Below are 20,592 nucleotides of genomic sequence, written 5' to 3'. Positions count from 1 at the left end.
TCCTCAACGACGGGTGATACCCAGCGCCGCGGTTGCGGTGCTGGCGAAGGTCTGGCCAAGGCGCGAGCCGGCGTCTGCCACGGCGCTGACGGCACGCTCGATGGTCGGTCCGCCGGCGATCGCGGCGATCTTGGCCGCGTAGCGCGGGTCGGTGGCATAGCCGGCGCGCTGCAGACCGCGGGCGAAGCCCTGCACATCGGTGCCGGCCTGCAGGGCCTGCTGGTAGCGCGGGCTGGTCTTCAGCAGGCGCACGTAGTCGGCAAAGCTCTCGGCCGGCGAACTGTAGGCGCGGAAGCTGGCGGTCTCGTTGCGGCGCACGCCATCGACATACTCGTGGGTGCCGGCCACGGCGCGCTGGCCGTTCCAGCCATTGGCCTTGATGCCGAACAGGTTGTGCGAGGTGCTGCCGTCGGCATGCTTGATGTGGCGCTTGCCCCAGCCGGTCTCCAGCGCTGCCTGGGCGACCAGGGCGCGGGCATCTACGCCCAGCTCCTTGGCCGCACGCTGCGCGTGCTGCCAGATGCTTGCGACGAAACCTTCCGGGGTGTGCTCGCCCAGCTGGGCGACGGCGGTGCGGGTAGCCATCGCATCGGCCGGGCTGATGGCCGTGCCGCGGTTGCTGGCGGTGGCCGACCACTGATCGCTGTTGGCGGCCCAGTCCTCGCCCTGCAGGCTGCCGATGTACGGATCTTCGGTGCCCAGCGAGCGGTGCATGCTGCTGCTTTCGCGCCCGGCGATCAGGTCCAGCGCCTGTTCCATCGGTGCAACCGCCGCGTGTGCGCCCGACTGGGCGCCGGCCGCCATCTGCTGCAGCAGGCGCACCGCCTGGCTGCCGTCTTCCAACGGCAGCGACGGCGCGGGCTTGGCCGGCGCATTGAGCTGATAGGCACGGCTGGCTTTGGCCGGGTCCACGCGGGTATCGAGCGCCGGGCCATCGGCGGCCTGGCCGGACAGCTGCCGGCTGATCATGCCGGACAGGCCCAGGCCCTTGCCTCGGGTCATCGCCTCGGCGATCTTCTGGTCGTACATGTCGCGGAACATCTTGTTCTCGCCGGGGAACAGCGAGTCGCCGAAGCTGGCATCACGCATGCTCTTGACCAGCATCTGCGCGAACTGGCCTTCCAGTTGTCGCGCGACCTTGTCGATCTTGGCCGGATCATTCTGTTGCGCCGGGTGCAGATCGAATGCGGGATTGATGCGCATGTCAGATCACCTCGAGCTCGGCACTCAGGGCGCCGGCCTGCTTCAGGGCTTCCAGGATCGCAATGAGATCGCCCGGTGCCGCGCCTACCGCGTTCACCGCGTGCACGATCTCGTCCAGGGTGGTGCCGCCGCTGAACTTGAACATGCGGCTGCCGTCATTGGTGGCGGTGATGGTCGACTGCGGGCTGGCTACGGTACGGCCGCCGGACAGCGCGTTGGGCTGGCTGACATTGGTGTTTTCCTGGATCGTCACGGTCAGCGAACCGTGCGAGATCGCGGCGGGTCCGACCCGCACCTGCTGGCCGATGACCACGGTGCCGGTACGCGAATTGACCACCACTTTGGCCGGGGCGCTGCCCGGGGTCAGTTCCAGGTTCTCGATGCGCGCCAGCAGGCCGATGCGTGCGCCCGGATCGGTCGGTGCGGTGACCGCCACGGTCACGCCATCGACCGCGCGTGCCGCACCTTCGCCGAATGCATTGTTGAGTGCCGCGACCATGCGTGAGACGGTCGTGAAGTCATTGTTGTGCAGGTTCAGGGTGATCTCGCCGCCATTGGCCAGCGGGTCGGGCAGGGCACGCTCCACGGTGGCGCCATTGGGAATGCGGCCGACGCTGGGCACGTTCACCGAGACGCGTGAGCCGTCCTTGCCCTGCGCGCCGAAGCCACCCACGATCAGGTTGCCCTGGGCGATGGCATAGATCTGCCCATCGGCGCCGCGCAGGGGGGCCATCAGCAGCGAACCGCCGCGCAGCGACACCGCGTTGCCGATCGAGGACACGGTGATGTCGATCGGCTGGCCCGGCTTGGCGAACGGCGGCAGTTCGGCGTGGATCGCCACCGCCGCCACGTTCTTCAGCTGCGGGTTGACGTTCGGCGGTACGTTGACGCCCAGCTCGCCGAGCAGGTTCTTCAGGCTCTGCACGGTGAAGGGTGCCTGGCTGGTGCGGTCGCCGCTGCCGTCCAGGCCCACCACCAGGCCGTAGCCCACCAGCGCATTGCCACGCACGCCACCGACCTGGGCCAGGTCCTTGATGCGTTCGGCGCTGGCCGGGGCTGCAACGATCAGCAGCATCAAGGCGACGAACGACGCCGTGCGCCGCTGCCAGGAAGAAGAAAAGAAGAGTTTCATGGCCATACTCAGAACGGCGTCAGGCCGGAGTTGAAGAAGCGGCTCAGCCAGCCCATCGCGTTGGACTGCGCGACAGGGCCGCGGCCGCCGTAGACGATGCGTGCCTCAGCCACGCGGCTGGAAGGCACAGTGTTGTCCGCGCCGATGTCGCCGGGGCGCACGATGCCCTGTACCTGCACCAGCTCGTCGCCCTGGTTCAGGCGCAGGTTCTTCTGCCCCTGCACCACCAGGTTGCCATTGGGCAGGCGCTGCACCACGGTCACGGTCACGTTGCCCTGCAGGCGGTTGCTCTGCGCGCTGTTGCCCTTGCCGGTGAAGTCACGCGCGCCCTTGGCCGTGGCACTCAGGATGTCCTTGCCGCCCAGGGTGACCGGCGCGCCGAGGATGGAGGGCGTGCCCAGGCTGAGGTTGGATTCCTTGTTGGTGGCCGTGTTGGCACTGGTCTGCGCGGTGGTGTTTTCCAGCAGGGTGATGGTCAGCAGGTCGCCGACATCGCGTGCGCGACGGTCCGAATACAACTGCAGGGTCGGACCGGCCGCATAGATGGCGCCGGCGGTCGGCTCGGCCTGCGGTGGCATGATCGGCTGGATCGGTGCCATTGCCGGATAGGGGCGCACGTCGCCGGCAATCACGCAGCCACCGAGCAGGGCAGCCACGGTGCAGGCGAGGGCAGTGCGGGCGAAGTTGGAAATGGGCGACATGGCGGTTTCCCGGGTTGGCCGGTCAGAGCTTGTTGTTGAGGTAGCCGAGCATCGAATCAGTGGTGGAAATCGCCTTGGCGTTCATTTCGTAGGCGCGCTGGGTTTCGATCATCGACACCAGCTCTTCCACCACGTTGACGTTGCTGCCCTCCAGCGCGCCCTGCACCACGGTGCCCAGGCCGTTGAGGCCGGGATTGCCGTTCTGCGCCGGGCCCGATGCGGTGGTCTCAAGGAACAGGTTTTCACCCCGTGCCTGCAGGCCGGCCGGATTGACGAAATCGGTCAGGGTCAGCGCGCCCACTTCCACCGAGGCCGCGCCGTCGGCCATCTTCACGCTGATGGTGCCGTCAGTACCGATGGTCACCGACTGCGCGCCTTCGGGAATCTGGATGCCCGGCTGCACCGGGTAGCCGCTGTTGGTGACCAGCTCGCTGTCCTGGTTGATCTTGAACGAGCCATCACGGGTATAGGCCGAGCTGCCATCGGGCATCTGCACTTCGAAGAAGCCGCGGCCGTTGACCATCACGTCCAGTGCGCGGCCGGTCTGCTGCTGGCCACCCTGTTCGAAGTTCTTGGCGGTGGCGACCACGCGCACGCCGGTACCCAGCTGCAGGCCGGTCGGCAGCTGTGTCTGTGCCGAGGAGGAGCCGCCGGGTTGGCGCACCTGCTGGTACAGCAGGTCCTCGAAGCTGGCGCGGTCCTGCTTGAAGCCGGTGGTGTTGGTGTTGGCGAGGTTGTTGGAAACCACCGACATGCGCATCTGCTGCGCATCCAGTCCGGTTTTCGCGATCCACAATGCCTGGTTCATCTTCGGTGTCCTGTCTGGTGGAGCCGGCCGCGCGGTGCGGCCCTTGTCTTCGGGTGTGCAAGCGGTGTGCCAGCGCCGCATTCAAGCGGCGCCGGAATTCCGTCAGCTGCCCAGGCGCAGCAGGCTGTTGGCGCTGCGCGCGTTGTCGTCGCCGTGCTTGATCACCTGCACCTGCATTTCGTACTGGCGCTGCAGCTGGATCATCTGCACCAGCGCGCCGGCGGCATCGACGTTGCTGCCTTCCAGCTGGCCGCTGTGCACCGCCGTGCCCTGCGCAGGTGCGAACGGCTGGCGCGGATCGGTGTTGCGGAACAGCCCGTCCAGGCCGCGCTCCAGGCGCTCGTCCGGCGCCTGCACCACCTTGATCCGTCCGACCTGCGCCATCGTCTGCGGGCCTTCGCCCTGCGGAATGATCGAGATCGTGCCGTCGGCACCGATCTCCATCGCCTGGTAGGGCGGAATGGCGATCGGGTTGTTGTTGTCATCCAGCACCGCGCGGCCGCTGGAGGTCACCAGCTGTCCGTTCGGCGTGACCGACAGTGCGGCGCCACGCGTGTACGCCTCGGTGCCATCGGTGGACTGCACGGCCAGCCAGGTGCCGGTCTGCAGCGCCAGGTCCAGCGGCTTGCCGGTGATGTGCTGCGCGCCGGGCCGGCGGTTGAAGCCGGCGTCGACGTGCAGTGCATCCACCCGCGAGGCAAAGCCCTGGCCCTTGATCGGGAAGGCTTCGGTGTTGGCCAGCGCTTCCTTGAAGCCAGGGGTGTCCGAGTTGGCGAGGTTGTGGCTGAGCGTACCCTGCGCCTGCAGGGAGGCGCGGGCACCGGTCATCGCCACGTAGAGGGCTTTATCCATGCGGGAAGTTCCGAGACGGGGTCAGCAGTTCATCAACGGATGTTGATGACGGTCTGGGTGATCTGGTCCTGGGTGGTGATCATCTGCGCGTTGGCCTGGAAGTTGCGCTGCGCGGTGATCATGTTGACCAGCTGCTCGGTGAGGTCGACGGTGGACGCTTCCAGCGAGCCGGCCTGGATCTTGCCGAGGTTGGAGGTGTCCGGCATGCCGGTGCGTGGCGTGCCCGAGCTGAAGGTATCCACCCACAGGTTGTTGCCCTTCGATTCCAGGCCCTGCGGATTGTTGAAGGTGGTCAGCGCGACCTGGCCCAGCGGCTTGTCGGCACCGTTGGAATAGCGGGCATAGACCACGCCGGTTTCCGACACGGTGATCTCATTGAGCTTGCCGGCGGCATAGCCGTCCTGCTGGGTGTTGCGCAGCGCGAACTTCTCGCCGTACTGGGTCGAACCGTTGATATCCAGCGTCATGTTCAACACGCCGGCGCCCGTGTTCGGGGTGAACGTGCCGAGGCTGACCTTGCCGTTGGCTGGTGCGACCAGCTTGCCGCTGTTGTCGAAGGTGACCGGGGTCGGTGTACCCGCCGGTTGGCCGTCCACGTAGTTGCGCACGGTCCACTCGTTCGGGTTGGCACCTTTCACGAAATACGAAACCTGGATGTGGCTCACGCCCAGCGAGTCGTACACGGTGATGCCGCCGCTGGAGTGGTTGTAGCTGTTGGAGTCGGTCGGGTCGAAGGTGGTGACGGTCGGCTGCTTGGCGTTGGCCGGCAGGGTGAAGCCGACCTTCACTTCGCTGGTCTGCTTCGGCGGGCTGTCAGTGGTCAGCAGCTGCAGGTCGACCATGCGCCCGGCATCGAAGTTGGTGCCGTCGGCATTCGGTGCGAACACCTGCAGGCGCGCGCCCTGCGGGTTGACCACGTAGCCCGATGCATCGGTCTGGAAGTTGCCGGCGCGCGAGTACACGCGGGTGCCGTTCATGTTCATGGTGAAGAAGCCCTCACCGGAAATGGCCATGTCCAGGCTGCGGCCGGTCTGTTCGTTGTGGCCCTGCTTGAACTGCTGGGCAACGTTGGAGACGCGGACGCCCGAACCCACGGCGTTCTTCGACAGGCCGTAACCGGTGGCCGAGAACAGGTCGGCGAATTCGGCGCGCGATTCCTTGAAGCCGGTGGTGTTGACGTTGGCGACGTTGTTGGCAGTGACACTCAGGTCGGAATTGGCGGCATTGATGCCGGACAGCGAGACATTGAAGCCCATGGGATGCTCCTGGTAAGTACGGGGTGTGCGGCTCAGCTGACGCGGAGCACGTAGTCGATCGGGGCCGTGCCCAGGCCCTTGAGGTTCAGGTACAGGCCGTCGGAACCGACGGTCACGCTTTCCACGGGCGCCTGCACGTAGGTGGACAACTTGGTGCTCTTGCCGGCGGTGTCGACGTGGTTGGCGACGATGGAGTACTTGCCCGGCTCCATGCGCTTGCCGTTGGCATCCTTGCCGTCCCACTGGAACGCGGTCTCTCCGGCGGCCTTGGCTTCCACGCTCAGCGAGGTGACCTTGGCGCCGGTGGCATCGGTGATGTCCACGGTGATGATGCCGGCAGAAGGCGCGGCCACCGTGCCTTCAACGTTGCCTTCCTTTTCCAGTACCAGCTTTTCCGACGGCACCAGCACCTGGTGGCCGACCAGCGCCGCGCCACGCAGCACCTGGTCGCTGGCCATCGATTCCTGGAAACCCTTCACCGTTTTGTTCAGGTCGGTGATGCCCTGCACGGTGGACATCTGCGCCATCTGCGCGACCATCTGCGTGTTGTCCATCGGCTTCAGCGGATCCTGGTGCTGCAGCTGTTCGGTCATCAGGCGCAGGAAATCGGCCTGGTCCAGCGTGTTCTTCTTCTTGGTAGCGTTGCTGTTCGGGGCGTTCAGACCGAGTGCGGTGTAGACGTCCTGGTTGGTCTGGTTGTTGACGGCGGTGGTCATGGCGGTATCCGGTACTGCGGGCCTCAGCGGCCCATGGTCAGGGTGGCCAGGGCCAGTTCCTTGGCGGTGGTCAGCATCTCCACGCCGGCCTGGTAATTGCGCGAGGTCGAGATCAGGTTGACCATCTGCGCCACCGGATCGACGTCGGGCTGGTAGATGTAGCCGTCGGCGTCGGCCAGCGGATGGCCGGGCTCGTAGCGCTTGATCGGCGCCGCATCGCTCTGGGTGATCTCCTTCACCTTCACCGAGGTGATGTTCGGATCGTTCTTGCTGGTGACGGCCTGGAAGATCGGCTCCAGCGGCTTGTACACGGCGTCGGCGGAGCCGGCGACGGTGTCGGCGTTGGAGAGGTTGGAGGCGATGGTGCTCATGCGCACCGACTGCGCCTGCAGCGCGGAGCCGGCGATATCGAAGATCGGCAGGTTGCTCATGGCTTATTGCCCCGTGATCGCGGTCAACATGGAACGCACCTTGCTCTCGACGAAGCTGAGCGAAGCGCGGTACTCGAGCGCGGCACGGCCATAGGCCGCACGCTCGGCATCGGGATCGACGGTGTTGCCGTCCAGGCTGGGCTGCACGCCTTCGCGCGCGATCTGGAACGGGTTCAGGCCACTACTGATTTCGTAGTGCTGCTCATGGGTGGTGGCCATCAGGCCATTGGCATCCTGCCCCTGGGCATGGCGCAGGGCGGCATCGAAGTCCAGGTCCTGGGCCTTGTAGCCGGGAGTGTCGGCATTGCCGAGGTTGCTGGCGATCAGCTTCATCCGCTGTTCGCGCAACGGCATGGCCTGGGCGTGGACGCCCAGGTAGTCGGTAATCAGGTTGCGCACGGTGCACTCCCACGGGAACGTTGCCCGGGAAGCTGCAAGGGGTGTGCCAAAGTGCGCGCGATCCTGTAGAGCCGAGCCATGCTCGGCTGCCTTTCGTTCAGGCGCCGCACAAGCCGAGCATGGGCTCGGCTCTACAGGAGAGGGCCTTACGCCGCCATCGCGACCTTGCGCAGGCGGTCCAGCACGAAGTCGGCCAGCTCGTGCGGCGAGTACTTGGCGACGAAGGCATTGGCGCCCACGCGCTCGACCATCGCATTGTTGAATACGCCTGACAGCGAGGTGTGCAGCAGCACATACAGGCCGGCCAGGCCCGGATGGCGCCGGATTTCCGTCGTCAGCGTATAGCCGTCCATGGCCGGCATCTCGATGTCCGAGATGACCATGGCGTAGCGTTCGGCAGGGTTCTCGCCCGAGGCATGGATCTGCAGCAGGTGGTCCAGCGCCTGCTTGCCGTCGGAGAGCAGGGTGGCACCCACGCCCAGCTGGTCGAGAACGCTGCGGATCTGCTGGCGGGCCACGCGCGAGTCATCCACCACCAGCACCTGCAGCTCCGGGCCGTCGGAGGGCATCGCCATCGCCGGGTCGAGCACTGCCTCGCCGCGCACCTGGGCAATGTCGGCCAGTACGCTTTCCACGTCGATCACCTGGATCAGCTCGCCCTGGAAGCGGGTCACGGCGGTCAGGTAGCTCGATTCGGCGCCCAACTCCGGTGGCGGATGGATGTCTTCCACCGCGATGTTGACGATGCGCTCCACACCGCTGACCAGGAAGCCCTGGATCGAGCGGTTGAACTCGGTCACGACCAGGTAGCCGGGCGAGGTGTCCGCCTCCGGCTCGCGCTCGGGATGGCCGATGGCCAGGCCGAGGTCCAGCACCGGCACCGAGCGGCCGCGCACGTCGGCCACGCCGGAGAACTGGCTGGGCAGCCCGGGCACCTGGAACAGCTCCGGGCGCCGCAGGACTTCCTGCACCTTGAAGACATTGACGCCAAAAAGCTGACGTCCGCCGAGACGGAACAGCAGCAGCGCCAGTCGGTTGTGGCCGGCCAGACGGGTTCGCTGGTCGATCCGGTTGAGCAGGTCATGGGACATGGCTGCTGTATCGGCGCCGCAGTGGCGGAACTTGAGGGCGCTCTGCCGCCCACGTGGTCCGCACCGCAATTGTGGCGCTGCGCCATGCTCGACCGAGGGCCTTGTAGCGTCGAGCCATGCTCGACTGGCTGTTGGGCGCAAAGCAGTCGAGCATGGCTCGACGCTACAAAAGGCAGCGCTGCCCCTCTGGCACGCCCCTTGCACGCAGCTGGGCCAGGTCCCAACGACAGGAGGCGCCATGCGCCGGGTCACATCTCTATTGGTCATCGCGCTTGCCCTGGCCTCGCCGTGGGCGGTGGCCTCCGACTGGCAGCCCGTGGCCAGCATCCGCGCCGCGGCGCTGACGACCTTGCCGACGGGTAGCGAGGGTGAGGCCCAGGTGGCCGATGCGCTGCGCCTGCCGAAGTGCGGCGGCGCACTGCAGGTGCAGCCCACCGCCAACACCACCGTGGAGGTCAGTTGCCCCGATGCGGGCGGCTGGCGGCTGTTCGTGCCGGTGAAAGTGCGGCGCAACCAGACCGTGCTGGTGCTCAATCGTGGAATCGGCACTGGAGAAACCCTCACTGCCGCCGATATCACCACTGCCCAGCGTGACGCTGCCCGGATTGCCGGTGCGGTGCTGGCCGATCCCAACGCGGCGATCGGTCGCATCGCCCGCCGTCCATTGCAGGCCGGGGCCTTGCTGTCGAACAACGATCTGGTGGTGCAGCGTCTCATCAAGCGAGGAGACAATGTGGCCCTGGTATCGCGTCGCGGCTCGGTCGAGGTCCGCATTGCCGGTCGCGCGATGGGCGATGCCGGTGAGAATGAACGGGTCTCGGTGGAGAACCTGTCCTCGCGGCGGATCGTGCAGGGCACGGTCGATGCCGCAGGTGACGTAATCGTGGCGCGTTGATTTACCGCAAAATAGCCCTAAAGATCGCGGCCCTGAGGCCGTTATCCCTTGTGAACGGCAACTCCAGGACACCCCATGAGCCAGAAAATCGACGGCAACCTGCAGGTCCCCCAGGCACTGCGCAGCGTGACGACCCCGGCCAGCAAGCCCGGCGTCAGCAGCGATGCGCCGGCGCGCCCGGTCGAGGCAGCCGACAGCCTGCGCCTGACCGGCGAGGCCACCAATCTGCAGGCCATCGAGCGTGAGCTGACCACCGCCCCGGCGATCGACGCCCAGCGCGTGGCCGCCGTGCGCGAGTCGCTGCAGAACGGCACCTACAAGATCAATCCGGACGCGATCGCATCGCGCATGCTCGATCTGGACCAGCAGCTGCAGGGATGACCGCAGCGATGAGCGAGCCGCTGCAGCGTCTCGCCCAGGCCCTGGACGTTGAACGCCAGGCCCTGGTCGAGCACGACGTGCACGCCCTGATCCGTGCCACCGGCGCCAAGCTGGAGGCGCTGCGGGCGCTGGAAGGCGCACCGCCGGTCGGCGAGGGCGAACAGCTGCAGGAACTGGCCGAGCGCAACCGCGCCAACGGCGTGCTGCTTTCGCGGCGCCGGCGCGAGGTCAACTGGGCACTGCGCCAGTTGGGCCGTACCGAAGACGCCTCGGCCTATGACGCCAAGGGCCAGTCACACACCGTCACTGCCCGCCGCCCACTCGCCGTCGCCTGACGCGACGGCGGTCGCACTACCCACCCCCGCGGGCTGAAGCCCGCTGCGTGACCGCGTATATTGGGCGCCTGTTCGAATGCCCCGAGTCGCCGTGTCCGCTGCCAACGCCCTGGTTACCGCCCCCCTTCCGCCTCAGCCGGTGCTGCAGGCCCTGCTTGAGCGCCTGCGCGAAGGGCTGCTGCTGTTCACTGAAGACGGGCAGGTGGCGCTGGCCAATCCGGCCGCGCAGAACCTGCTGGCCAGTGGCGAGGATGGCGCATTGCCGCCACCGCAGCGCCTGCGCGAACTGCTGCCCCCCGATGCGCTGGAACAGGCGCGGCAGCATGGCCACTGGAACGGCAGCCTGCCGCTGGGCGAGGGCGTGGTCATTGCCCACCTGTACCACCACGGTCCGGTGGGCCAGGGGCACTTCCTGGCGTTGTTCCGCCATATCGAAGGACAGGAAGACTACGAGCGCGAGCTGCAGCAGCGCCACGCCGAGCTGCGCCAGGCCTACCTGCGCCTCAACGGTACCCAGGAGAAGCTGCTGCAGTCGGAAAAGATGGCCTCGATCGGCCAGCTTGCGGCGGGTGTCGCGCACGAGATCAACAACCCGATCGGCTACGTGCACTCCAACCTGGGCAGCCTGCAGGAATACCTGCGCAGCCTTTTCACCGTGATTGAGGCGTACGAGCGCGCCCTGCGCGCGCCGGACCCGAAGGCGTTGATTCCGGAAATCGACGATATACGTGACCGCCTGGACATCGATTTCATCAGCCGCGACCTGCCGCAGCTGATGGCCGAATCGCGCGAGGGCATCGAGCGGGTCACCCGCATCGTGCGTGACCTGAAGGACTTCTCATATTCCGGCCGCGACGAATCGTGGAAGCTGGTCGACCTGCACGCAGGCCTGGAATCGACCATCAACATCATCTGGAACGAGCTCAAGTACAAGGTCACCCTGCACCGCGAGTTCGGCCAGCTGCCGCTGGTGGAGTGCCTGCCGTCGGAGTTGAACCAGGTCTACATGAACCTGCTGCTCAATGCCGGCCACGCCATTGCCGAGCGCGGCACGATCACTGTGCGTACCGGTGTCGATGGTGACCAGGTGTGGGTCGAGTTCGAAGACACCGGCGGCGGCATCTCGCCGGAACTGCGCCAGCGCATCTTCGATCCGTTCTTCACCACCAAGCCCGTTGGCAGCGGCACCGGCCTGGGCCTGTCGATCTCCTACAGCATCATCAACAAGCACCATGGCCGCATCGATCTGGACAGTACTCCAGGCGTCGGTTCGCGCTTCCGCGTGGTACTGCCGGTGAAGCAGCCGCGCTAAGGCGATTCTGTAGAGTCGAGCATGGCTCGACTCTACATGGCCGGTTACCGCAACGGGCGGTCCTCGCCACCATCTCCGCTTTCCACCGGCGCCGGCCCCGCATTGCTGCGGCGCTGTTCCTCGTAGGTGCGGAAGGCCTGGTGGATGTGCTTGCGCAGCTCATCGTCGTTCCAGGGCTTGGTCAGGAAGCGGTAGATCGCACCACGGTTGATCGCGTCGGTCACCGTGTTCAGATCGGTGTAGCCGGACAGCACCAGGCGGATCGTATCGGGGTAGAGCATCTTCACCCGGCCCAGGAACTCGGTGCCGCTCATGTCGCTCATGCGCTGGTCGGACAGGATCACCTGCACATCGTTGATCGCCAGCAGGTCGAACGCATCGCGCACGTTGCCGGCCGCCAGGATGCGGTAGCCATCACGGCGGAACAGGCGCACCAGCGAGCGCAGCACGTTCTCCTCGTCGTCCAGCAGCAGCAAAGTACGGTCCGGGCGGGTTTCGGCGAACGCCTCCGGACGCAGGTAGCGGCGGCGCAGGGTCATGCCGGCGGCATCGGCTGACATCGGCTCGCCGAACAAGTAACCCTGGAACACGTCACAGTCGTTGCGCCTCAGGAAGCCCAGCTGGGCCTGCGATTCCACGCCGTTGGCAATCACGGTCATGCCCAGCTGGTGGCCCATGGCAATGATCGCGCGGGCGATGGCGGCCTCGCGGTTGCCGGCGGGCGCGCTCTTGATGAAGCTGCGGTCGATTTTCAGCTTGTCCACCGGATAGCGTACCAGCGCGCTCAGGCTGGAATCGCCGGTGCCGAAGTTGTCCAGGCTGAGGCTGATGCCTTCGTTGCGCAGGTTGGCCAGCGTCTCGTGCACGAAGTTGACGTTGTTGGTCAGCGCGCTCTCGTTGATCTCCAGCGTCAGCATCTGCGCCGGCACGCCTGCCGCCTGGATCAGGCCCATCACTTCGGCGAAGAAATTGGGCCGCAGCAGCTGCAGGGTCGACACGTTCACGGCGATGGTGAAGTCGTCGAAGCCCTGGTCGCGCCACAGGCGGGCCTGCTTCAGTGCGCCTTCCAGCACCCAGGTGCCGATCTGCACGATGATGCCCAGGCGCTCGGCGGTGCGCATGAAGCGCTCCGGCACCAGCATGCCCAGGGTAGGGGACTGCCATCGCAGCAGCGCTTCCATGCCCACCACGTGGCCATCGCGGGCACTGACCAGCGGCTGGTAGCGCAGCTTCAGCTCGCCATTGGGAATGGCATCCACGATCTGGCGCGCGATGATGCTCTCGCTGTGCGCACTGGGCGGGGTGTCCACCGCATGGATGCGCACTGCGTTGCCTCCCTCGCGGGCCGCCTGGTACAGCGCATCTTCGGCGTGATCGAGCAGGCGCGACGTGCTGCTGGCATGCTCCGGGCACAGGCTCACGCCCAGCTTTCCGGTCATGAACAGCGTGTACGGCAGCACCGACAGCGGCAGCTCCATCTGCTGGCGGATTTCCTCGGCGAAGTCCTCCGGCAGCGGCACGTCGGCGGCGCGCGGCACCGCGATCAGGAACTCGTCACTGCCGTGGCGCCACAGCTTGCCTCGCCCGCGCAGGTAGGACTGCAGCCGCTGCGCCACCAGCACCAGCGCCTGGTCGCCCACCTCGGCGCTCATGTTTTCGTTGACCGAAGCGAAGTGGTCGATGTCCACGTGCATCAGCATCAGCGCGGTGCCACCGGAGGCCGCCTCGGCGACCATCGCCTGCAGCTCGGGGTTGCCGGCACCGAGGCGGTCGGGTGCATCGTCGATGCTGACCGGGGGCTGGTTGGGATTCCACATAGGCTCAGTATTCCGGTGAATCGACGGCAGCCATGCTGGCCGCCTGGTAGGGGAGGTGGACGTCGATCAGGGTGCCCTCGCCATGTGCGGACTCGATCCGCACATGGCCGCCGACACTCTGCGCGCGCTCGCGCATCACGATCAGGCCCAGGCCGCGCGGACCGTCCGGGTCGAAACCCTCGCCGTCGTCGCGGATCTGCAGGTGCAGGCCGCGTTTGCCGACGTCGCGCAGCTGCAGTTGTACCTGGCTGGCGCGCGCGTGCCGCAGCACATTGGTCAGGCTCTCCTGCGCGATGCGGAAGCAGGCCTGTTCGATGCTGTTGTCAGGGCGGTGCGGCAGGGGCTCGATTTCGGCCATCAGCTCCACCGGCGAAGAACGGAACAGCACCCGTGCCTGCCAGCTGAGGGCCGCTTCCAGGCCCAGCGCGTCCAGCTGCGGCGGGCGCAGCAGGGTGGAGATGTCGCGCAGCTTTGCCACCGTGGTATCGGCCAGGCTGACGATCTGTGCCAGGTCCTCGCTGCGGCGCTGTGGATCGTGCTCGTCCTGCGCCGCATGGGCGGACAGCTTGATCGCAGTGATCGCCTGGCCGATGTCGTCATGCAGGTCGCGCGAGATCGCGCGGCGCTCGTCCTCCTGCAGCGAGAACAGCCGGCCAGCCATCGCCTGCAATTCGCGGTTGCTGGTTTCCAGTGCACTGCGCGTCCGTTCGGAATCGCTCAGGTCACGCACGATCAGCAGCTTGCAGTCGCGGCCGCCGTAGCGCACCTCGCCCACCGCCAGGCCGGCATGGAAGCTGCGTCCGTCTGCGCGCTGCATGGCCACCACACTGCTGTGGCCGGGGCCCAGATGTGGCTTCCCGGCGCGCAGCTGGCTGCGGACGCGGGCCAGGTCATCGGCAGCGACCAGCGCCGACAACGGCTCACCGAGCAGGGTGTGGCTGCCATAGCCGAACAGGCTGGCCGCCCAGGCATTGGTGTACAGCACGTGCTCGTCGGAGAGGATCACCACGCCATCGGGCAGCACCCGCACCAGCTCGCGGAACTGTTCTTCGCGCTCGCGCAGCAGGCGTCGCGATTGCTCCCGCTCGGTCACGTCCTGCAGGGTACCCAGTACGCGGCTGCGGCCGGACTCATCGACACCACTGGCGGCACGCAGGTGCACCATCAGGGCGCGGCCGTCCATCGACAGCAGGGGCAGCAGTACGTCCACCTGCACCGGATCACCCGAGCAGAGGTCGGCCAGCAGCTGCTCAGTCTGCGTGGAGGTGGTGGGGTCGGCGGGCACCAGCAGCTCGTCGAAGCGGTGCCAGCGGCGGGCTTCCGGCGGCCGGCGGCCAAGCAGGCGGTAGACCTGGTTGGAATAGCGGCCCATGCCGGTGGATGGATCCAGTTCCCAGGCGCCGATGCGCGCCAGCTCGTGCGCTTCCTCGACCCGCGCCAGCGCCTGGTCGCGGCGCAGCTGGGCCAGGTCTTCCGCGGTGCGGTCGATGGCGATCAGCAACCGGGCATTGTGGCCGTCATAGCTGATGGCGTTGGAGCGCAGTTCCATCTGCCGCAGCGAGCCGTCGCGCAGCTGCAGCTGTGTCCGCAGGATGCAGAGCTCCTCGGGTGCCTCGCGGATCGCCTCCAGCTTGGTCTGCAACGCCTGGTCCTGGCCGGGCGGCCACAGCGAGTCGATGGTCTGCTCAAGCAGTTCATCGCGCTCCCAGCCGAATGCGCTGCAGGCCGCCGGATTCGCGTCGAGGATCGCCAGCGTGTCCAGGTCGTAGACCAGGATCGGGCCGGGGTTGCCCTCGAACATCTGCCGCAGGCGCAGCTCCGATGCCTGCTGGCGCGCATGGGTGTGCAGCACGTGCTCGGCCAGCGGCCGCAGCAGCAGGTACAGCAGGCCGGCACTGGCCAGTGCGAAGAACGAGCCCTTCACGCTCTGCCACATCGCCGCCTGCTGCGGATCCGGCACCAGCGCCTGCACGGCACTGTCGGAGGCGATCATCCAGGCCAATGCCATCACCAGGTAGCTCAGCACGACCCGCCGCCGGTCGCGGCTCAGCGCCTGCGCCATCCGCGGGTCGGGAACAGGGGCGATGCAGGTCGGTTCTGCAGGCATGGACGGGCTGGATGAAAGGGGTGCCGGCCATCTTACCGCGCGGGTGTGCCCTGACCACTCAATTATCCGCCGCAGGCGCCGTTAACCACTGCGTGCCCCGCTGACGGGCGTGTCATCCGGAGCAAGATCGCGTGGACCAAGGGATCATCGCCAGCCTGCTGCAGCACCCGCTTGCGTCGGCGCTGGTCATCGTCGACCGCACGGGCCGCCCGCTGGCGGCCAATCCGGCTGCGCGCGAGCATGGCCTGCCGGCCACCGTGGCCGCCTATGCGCCGATGCTGGAGGATCTGCGCCTGATGGCGGCCGATGGCGGCATCGTGGCCTGCACGCTGCCGGGTGGCCCGCACGGGCACTACGACGGCCACCTGCGCGCCGTGCATGATGGCGCCGGCAATCTGCTGGCCTTCACGCTGAGCATTCCCGAACCGGTGCCGCTCGGCGGCGGTGGGCGCTGGGAGCTGGCGCTGGACAGTGCCGGCCACAGCCTGTGGGACTGGGACATTCCCAGCGACCGTGTGGTGCGGACTCCCGCACTGGGCGATGAAACCGCCACCGAGATACTGGCGCGCGTGCACAGCGAGGACATCGCCCAGGTACGGGGCGCACTGGACGAGCATCTGCGTGGACTGAGCGAGCAGTACAGCGCACAGTTCCGTTTCCGCCAGGCCGATGGCCAGTGGCGCTGGGTGCTGGACCGGGGCCGCGTGGTCGCACGCACCGCCGATGGCCAGCCGTTGCGCATGGTCGGCACCCATACCGATATCGAACAGCAGAAGCAGCTGGAAGGGCTGCTTCAGGAACAGCAGCTGCACCTGAGCGAGGCCCAGCGCATCGCTAGCATGGGCAGCTGGTCGTTCGATCCCAACAGCGGTCACTTCTGGTGGTCGCCGGAGCTGCGTTCGCTGCTGGCGCTGGAGCAGGGCGCCGTGCCCGGCCAGCGCCGCTGGCTGAAGCAGCTGCACCCGCGTTCACGTGGTGCACTGCGTGCAGCCTGGCGACGGTTGTGGCGCGATGGCCGCGCCGCCAATCTCGAGCTGGAACTGACCCGCGGCCATGAACCGTCGCAGCACCTGCGGCTGTGGATGCAGCCGCTGCTGGACATGGACGGACAGCCCAAGCGGCTGCTCGGACAGGTGCAGAACATCACCGAGCAGCACCAGACCGATGCGCTGATCCGCTGGCGTACCGAACTGCTCAACCGCGTCTCTGCGCTGGGCCGCATCGGCGGCTGCGAGATCGAGGTGCAGGCCCGGCACATGCAGTGGACCGAGGAGTGCTATCGCATCCACGGCCTGCGCAAGGAACCCATCACCCTCGACCAGGCGCTGGCGTTGTACACCGAGGACTCACGCAACGCTTTCGAAGCGGCGTTGGGGCGCATCGCCGATGGCGGGCTGCCCGAGCAGCTGGACCTGTGCTTCTACCGCCAGTCCGGCCTGCGCGTCTGGGTGCAGGTGCTGATCGAACTGGACCGTCGTGATGGGCTGCCGCCGCGCTTCGTGGTGCTGTTCCGTGACATCACCCGCGAACGCGAGGCCAACGAGCGTATCGAGCTGCTGGCGCATTACGATCTGCTCACTGGCCTGCCCAATCGCGTGCTGCTCGGCGAACAGACCGCCGAAGCCATCGAGGAAGCGCGCGACCGCGGGACATCGCTGGCGATGCTGTTCATCGATCTGGATGGCTTCAAGACCATCAACGACAGTTTCGGCCACGCCACCGGCGACGCCCTGCTGAAGGCGGCCGCCACCCGGCTGCACCAGAACCTGCGCAACAACGATCTGTTCGGGCGCTTCAGTGGCGATGAATTCATCGTGGTGCTGCGCGATCTGGCCGAGCCGGAAGACGCCGGCCATGTGGCACGCAAACTGATCGCTTCGTTGGCCGAACCGCTGCGCCGGGGCGAAACCACCTTGAAAGTGGGCGCCAGTGTCGGCATCGCGATGCTGGGTGACGCGCAGACCGACTTCGACTCCCTGCTGCGTGCCGCCGATGCGGCGATGTACGCGGCCAAGGAAGCCGGCCGCAATACCTACCAGTACTACAGCCAGGACGCGCTGGCCCGCATCCAGCGCAAGCTGGAGCTCGAGCACGCCCTGCACGGCGCCATCGAGCGCGAAGAGTTCAGCCTGGCCTACCAGCCGCTGCTGCACGCCCATCACGGCGAGCCGCCGGCGATCGAGGCGCTGCTGCGCTGGCACCGGCCCGGGATCGGCTACTGCAGCCCGGCCGAGTTCATCCCCATCGCCGAGAAGTGCGGCGAGATCGTACGGATCGGCGACTGGGTACTGAACGAGGCCTGCCGCCAGGCCACCGCCTGGGACCGCGCCGGCCTGCGCTTCGACCGCATCGCCGTGAATGTCTCGGCGGTGCAGCTGCGTGACCGCGGCTTTGCCGAGCGCGTGATCGAGATCTGCCACGCCCATGGCTGGCCGCCGCAGCGGCTGGAGCTGGAACTGACCGAGTCGGCGTTGATCCGTGACACCGACATCCTGCGGCATTGCTTCGACGTGCTGGAACGTCACGGCGTGCCGCTGGCGGTGGATGACTTCGGGACCGGCTTCTCCAACCTCAACTACCTCAACCGCTTCCCGGTGGGGCGCCTCAAGATCGACCGCAGTTTCGTGCAGGGCATGCTGCACGATTCGGGCACGGCCGAAGTGACCCAGGCCATCGTGCACCTGGGCCACGCGCTGGGCATGAAGGTGGTGGCCGAGGGCGTGGAAACGCACCAGGAGGAAGACATGCTGCGCCGCCAGGGCTGCGACGAGATCCAGGGCTACCTCTACTCACGCCCGCTCAGCCCTCGCGATCTGGCGCAGTGGCTGCGCCAGCCACAGCCGGTTTCGCTGCGCACCGATGCTAGTGGGGAAGTGGTGCTGGTGCGCTGAAAGCGCGCTCTGGTAGGTGCCGACCGTTGGTCGGCACGAATGCCTGCGCGCGCGACCATCTACGCATGGCGTGGATCTACCGCCTTGGGTCAACGAATCGCTGCGGGAACTCCGACCGCACCCGCGCCCGCACTGCCTCGACAACCTCGGCATAGCGCCGCAGCTGGATGCGATACCCCATATAGAACACCAGCAGCATGCCCAGCATCGGCCATGCCACCGGGCGCACCAGAATGATGGGCAGCACCAGCACGGTCAGGGCCAGCGCGAACCAGCTGCATCGCCCGACCACACGCACTTCGCGGCGTCGCTTGTCGACCAACAGCTGGCCGTGCATCAACGGAAAATAGCGGCCGCCATAGCCCGGTGCGAAGCTCTCACGGAACGCCACGCTGCGGTCGGGCAGTACACGGAACACAAAGCTCAGCCACTTGTCGGTAGGAAGGTCGTGCTCCAGCCCGATCAGTGACAGTTGGGTCAGTTCAGCCGGAGAGGCGGCGATGCGCTGGTTGAACAGGACGATGCCGGTTCGGAAGAAGAACGGTGCCCAGAACAACAGAAGCAGCAGCTCCAACAGCATCAATGCGATCAGGGCGATGGCCATCGGTCTTCCATGAGCGGGACCCGCGCATCATGCCACAGAGATTCAGCCCATCTGGTAGATCCACGCCATGCGTGGATGATGTGGCAGCGCGTGTTCCCGGACGCCATCCACGCATGGCGTGGATCTACCTCAGGGCTTCGCCATCCAGCCCCAGGTCCCACGCCAGCCCCAGCAGTTCCTCGTCCGCGCGGGACGGCGCCGGACGTGCATCGGCCAGCTGCTGCAGTTCGCGGATCTCTTCGCGGGCGACCTCTTCCAGCTGTTGCAGCTGCTCACGCACGCTCGCGTTGCGCGGGCGCTCGGTGTCGGTGAGGGAGGGCAGGGCACGGATCAGGGTCATGGTGCGCGTACAGGATGCATCCAACGGCAGGGTACAGGCAAAGGCCCCGGGATGACCGGGGCCTTGCGGGCTGCCGGCAACGGCAGCGGACATCAGGATCAGAACAGCTCGACGGTGCCGGCGCCCATGCTCTGCTGGGCAACCGGCTTGTGCGGCGGGCGTTCCCACTCGCTGCGCAGTTCGCGCAGGCGGCTGCCGGTGCGCTGCAGGGCGGTGGCGATCTCTTCGTCGAACACGCCGCCATTGCGGTGCAGCAGCTCCTGCAGGGCCACCGCTTCACGGTTGATCGCGGTCAGGCGGTCCAGGTGGGTGTGCACGCCGCCCAGGGCCTGGGTGGCGATGTCTTCGAACTGCAGGGCGCGCACGGCTTCGGCCACGCTGCCATCGATCGAACGGGCGCACTCGGAGACTTCGCGCATCCCGTCGCCCAGCGAAGCATTGATCTGCGCGACGTTGTCGAGCATCGCCGCGGCTTCCAGGCGCGCTTCGCGGGAGCGATCCATGTCACGCGACGCCATGTGCGAGACCGTCTCGCGCACCTTGGCGATGGCGTCCTTGGAGCTGTGCGCCAGCTTGCGGATCTGCTCGTTGAACGTGGTCGAGCGCTCGGACAGGTTGCGCACTTCGTCGGCGACCACCGCGAAGCCACGACCGGCTTCACCGGCACGCGCCGCTTCAATGGCAGCATTCAGCGCCAGCAGGTTGGTCTGGTCGGCGATCGACTTGACGTCTTCCAGCAGCGCGAAGATGCCATCCAGGTGCTGCGCCATCTGGTCGATGTGCTGCACGGTGGTGCTGCTCTGGCCGCTGACCTGTTCCAGCGCTTCCACCAGCTGTTCCATGCGGTGGCTGGCGTGCTGGGCGAAACGGGCAACGTCGAGGCCGGCATTGCCTTCATCACCAGCGCGGTCGACGATGCGCGACAGGGCCTGGCTCTGCTGGCGCGACTTGCGGTTCATCGCATCGAAGCTGCCACCGAGGCTGGAGACGGCCTGGCGGATCAGGTCACGGGCGCGTTCCACTTCGCCGCGCGAACCGTCGATCTCGTTGCCGACGAAGTTGCGCAGTTCGGTCAGCAGCTGGTCCTGCTCACGCAGGACACGGGCATGTTCCGGGGAACGGTGCGCCTGGGCGCGGGTGGTCCACCACGCAAAGCCGAGCCAGCTCAGCGTCATCGTGGTCAGGATCGCCCAGCGCAGGGCGGCCGGCCATTCGAAACCGATGGCGATGGGGAGCAGCAGGGTCAGAGCCAGGGGGGCGGCCAGACGGATGAAAATGCGTGAGTACATGGACGTTCTCGGGAGGTGCACGGAGGATGTAT

General features: G+C 66.9%; 20 protein-coding genes. 5 read left to right on the top strand and 15 right to left on the bottom strand.

The window, feature by feature from the left end; all coding sequences use genetic code 11:
• Positions 1 to 3: 3 nt before the first annotated feature.
• From flgJ to AASM09_RS12105, 10 genes are all read right to left on the bottom strand, one after another.
• The gene (gene flgJ, locus AASM09_RS12150; protein WP_049432140.1) at positions 4 to 1,203 is read right to left on the bottom strand and encodes a flagellar assembly peptidoglycan hydrolase FlgJ; all 1,200 of its coding nucleotides are present in this window, start codon (positions 1,201 to 1,203) and stop codon (positions 4 to 6) included.
• Position 1,204: 1 nt separating this feature from the next.
• On the bottom strand, positions 1,205 to 2,341 hold the full coding sequence (locus AASM09_RS12145) for a flagellar basal body P-ring protein FlgI (RefSeq protein ID WP_100443520.1): 1,137 nt from the start codon (positions 2,339 to 2,341) through the stop codon (positions 1,205 to 1,207).
• Positions 2,342 to 2,343: 2 nt separating this feature from the next.
• Positions 2,344 to 3,036 carry a flagellar basal body L-ring protein FlgH gene (gene flgH, locus AASM09_RS12140; RefSeq protein WP_049432141.1) on the bottom strand — a complete coding sequence of 231 codons (693 nt, stop codon included), beginning with the start codon at positions 3,034 to 3,036 and terminating at the stop codon, positions 2,344 to 2,346.
• 22 nt (positions 3,037 to 3,058) lie between these two features.
• Positions 3,059 to 3,844: a flagellar basal-body rod protein FlgG gene (flgG, locus tag AASM09_RS12135; RefSeq protein ID WP_005409571.1), complete on the bottom strand. Its 786-nt coding sequence runs from the start codon at positions 3,842 to 3,844 to the stop codon at positions 3,059 to 3,061.
• A 102-nt stretch (positions 3,845 to 3,946) separates the two neighbouring features.
• Complete coding sequence (locus AASM09_RS12130; protein WP_049432144.1) at positions 3,947 to 4,696, bottom strand: flagellar basal body rod protein FlgF; 750 nt, start codon at positions 4,694 to 4,696, stop codon at positions 3,947 to 3,949.
• 32 nt (positions 4,697 to 4,728) lie between these two features.
• Positions 4,729 to 5,952, bottom strand: coding sequence for a flagellar hook protein FlgE (gene flgE / locus AASM09_RS12125; RefSeq protein WP_049432148.1), 1,224 nt, complete (start codon positions 5,950 to 5,952; stop codon positions 4,729 to 4,731).
• A 32-nt stretch (positions 5,953 to 5,984) separates the two neighbouring features.
• Positions 5,985 to 6,668 carry a flagellar hook capping FlgD N-terminal domain-containing protein gene (locus AASM09_RS12120; protein WP_005413273.1) on the bottom strand — a complete coding sequence of 228 codons (684 nt, stop codon included), beginning with the start codon at positions 6,666 to 6,668 and terminating at the stop codon, positions 5,985 to 5,987.
• A gap of 23 nt (positions 6,669 to 6,691) precedes the next feature.
• Positions 6,692 to 7,099, bottom strand: coding sequence for a flagellar basal body rod protein FlgC (flgC, locus tag AASM09_RS12115; protein ID WP_033835497.1), 408 nt, complete (start codon positions 7,097 to 7,099; stop codon positions 6,692 to 6,694).
• 3 nt (positions 7,100 to 7,102) lie between these two features.
• On the bottom strand, positions 7,103 to 7,498 hold the full coding sequence (flgB, locus tag AASM09_RS12110) for a flagellar basal body rod protein FlgB (protein ID WP_005409576.1): 396 nt from the start codon (positions 7,496 to 7,498) through the stop codon (positions 7,103 to 7,105).
• Positions 7,499 to 7,644: 146 nt separating this feature from the next.
• Positions 7,645 to 8,589: a chemotaxis protein gene (locus AASM09_RS12105; protein WP_049432150.1), complete on the bottom strand. Its 945-nt coding sequence runs from the start codon at positions 8,587 to 8,589 to the stop codon at positions 7,645 to 7,647.
• 238 nt (positions 8,590 to 8,827) lie between these two features.
• Here AASM09_RS12105 and flgA point away from each other — a divergent pair, with 238 nt between their 5' ends.
• The 4 genes from flgA (at position 8,828) to AASM09_RS12085 (ending at position 11,512) form a co-directional block, all read left to right on the top strand.
• Positions 8,828 to 9,484, top strand: coding sequence for a flagellar basal body P-ring formation chaperone FlgA (flgA, locus tag AASM09_RS12100; protein WP_049432152.1), 657 nt, complete (start codon positions 8,828 to 8,830; stop codon positions 9,482 to 9,484).
• Positions 9,485 to 9,559: 75 nt separating this feature from the next.
• A complete protein-coding gene (gene flgM / locus AASM09_RS12095) occupies positions 9,560 to 9,865 on the top strand; it encodes a flagellar biosynthesis anti-sigma factor FlgM (protein ID WP_049432154.1) in 306 nt (101 codons plus the stop codon).
• Positions 9,862 to 10,200 (top strand): flagellar protein FlgN, encoded by a 339-nt coding sequence (locus tag AASM09_RS12090; protein WP_006366325.1) that lies wholly within the window; start codon positions 9,862 to 9,864, stop codon positions 10,198 to 10,200. The genes flgM and AASM09_RS12090 overlap by 4 nt, the downstream gene beginning before the upstream one ends.
• A 91-nt stretch (positions 10,201 to 10,291) precedes the next feature.
• Positions 10,292 to 11,512 (top strand): ATP-binding protein, encoded by a 1,221-nt coding sequence (locus AASM09_RS12085; protein WP_049432157.1) that lies wholly within the window; start codon positions 10,292 to 10,294, stop codon positions 11,510 to 11,512.
• A 44-nt stretch (positions 11,513 to 11,556) separates the two neighbouring features.
• On the opposite strand, the gene AASM09_RS12080 is transcribed toward AASM09_RS12085, so the two are convergent.
• Both AASM09_RS12080 and AASM09_RS12075 read right to left on the bottom strand, forming a co-directional pair.
• Positions 11,557 to 13,329 carry an EAL domain-containing protein gene (locus AASM09_RS12080; RefSeq protein ID WP_049432160.1) on the bottom strand — a complete coding sequence of 591 codons (1,773 nt, stop codon included), beginning with the start codon at positions 13,327 to 13,329 and terminating at the stop codon, positions 11,557 to 11,559.
• Positions 13,330 to 13,333: 4 nt separating this feature from the next.
• Complete coding sequence (locus AASM09_RS12075) at positions 13,334 to 15,436, bottom strand: PAS domain-containing sensor histidine kinase (RefSeq protein WP_100443519.1); 2,103 nt, start codon at positions 15,434 to 15,436, stop codon at positions 13,334 to 13,336.
• A gap of 131 nt (positions 15,437 to 15,567) precedes the next feature.
• Here AASM09_RS12075 and AASM09_RS12070 point away from each other — a divergent pair, with 131 nt between their 5' ends.
• Positions 15,568 to 18,327: a bifunctional diguanylate cyclase/phosphodiesterase gene (locus AASM09_RS12070; RefSeq protein WP_100443518.1), complete on the top strand. Its 2,760-nt coding sequence runs from the start codon at positions 15,568 to 15,570 to the stop codon at positions 18,325 to 18,327.
• 76 nt (positions 18,328 to 18,403) lie between these two features.
• On the opposite strand, the gene AASM09_RS12065 is transcribed toward AASM09_RS12070, so the two are convergent.
• The 3 genes from AASM09_RS12065 to AASM09_RS12055 all read right to left on the bottom strand — a co-directional run bounded on the left by AASM09_RS12065 (position 18,404) and on the right by AASM09_RS12055 (position 20,560).
• Positions 18,404 to 18,931, bottom strand: coding sequence for a hypothetical protein (locus AASM09_RS12065; protein ID WP_049427832.1), 528 nt, complete (start codon positions 18,929 to 18,931; stop codon positions 18,404 to 18,406).
• A 124-nt stretch (positions 18,932 to 19,055) separates the two neighbouring features.
• Positions 19,056 to 19,271, bottom strand: coding sequence for a hypothetical protein (locus tag AASM09_RS12060; RefSeq protein WP_049427834.1), 216 nt, complete (start codon positions 19,269 to 19,271; stop codon positions 19,056 to 19,058).
• Positions 19,272 to 19,369: 98 nt separating this feature from the next.
• Positions 19,370 to 20,560: a methyl-accepting chemotaxis protein gene (locus tag AASM09_RS12055; protein ID WP_049427835.1), complete on the bottom strand. Its 1,191-nt coding sequence runs from the start codon at positions 20,558 to 20,560 to the stop codon at positions 19,370 to 19,372.
• Positions 20,561 to 20,592: the final 32 nt, after the last annotated feature.

Source organism: Stenotrophomonas maltophilia (assembly GCF_039555535.1).
Classification (GTDB): Bacteria; Pseudomonadota; Gammaproteobacteria; order Xanthomonadales; family Xanthomonadaceae; genus Stenotrophomonas; species Stenotrophomonas maltophilia_Q.
This window is presented reverse-complemented; position numbering and strand designations above follow the sequence as displayed.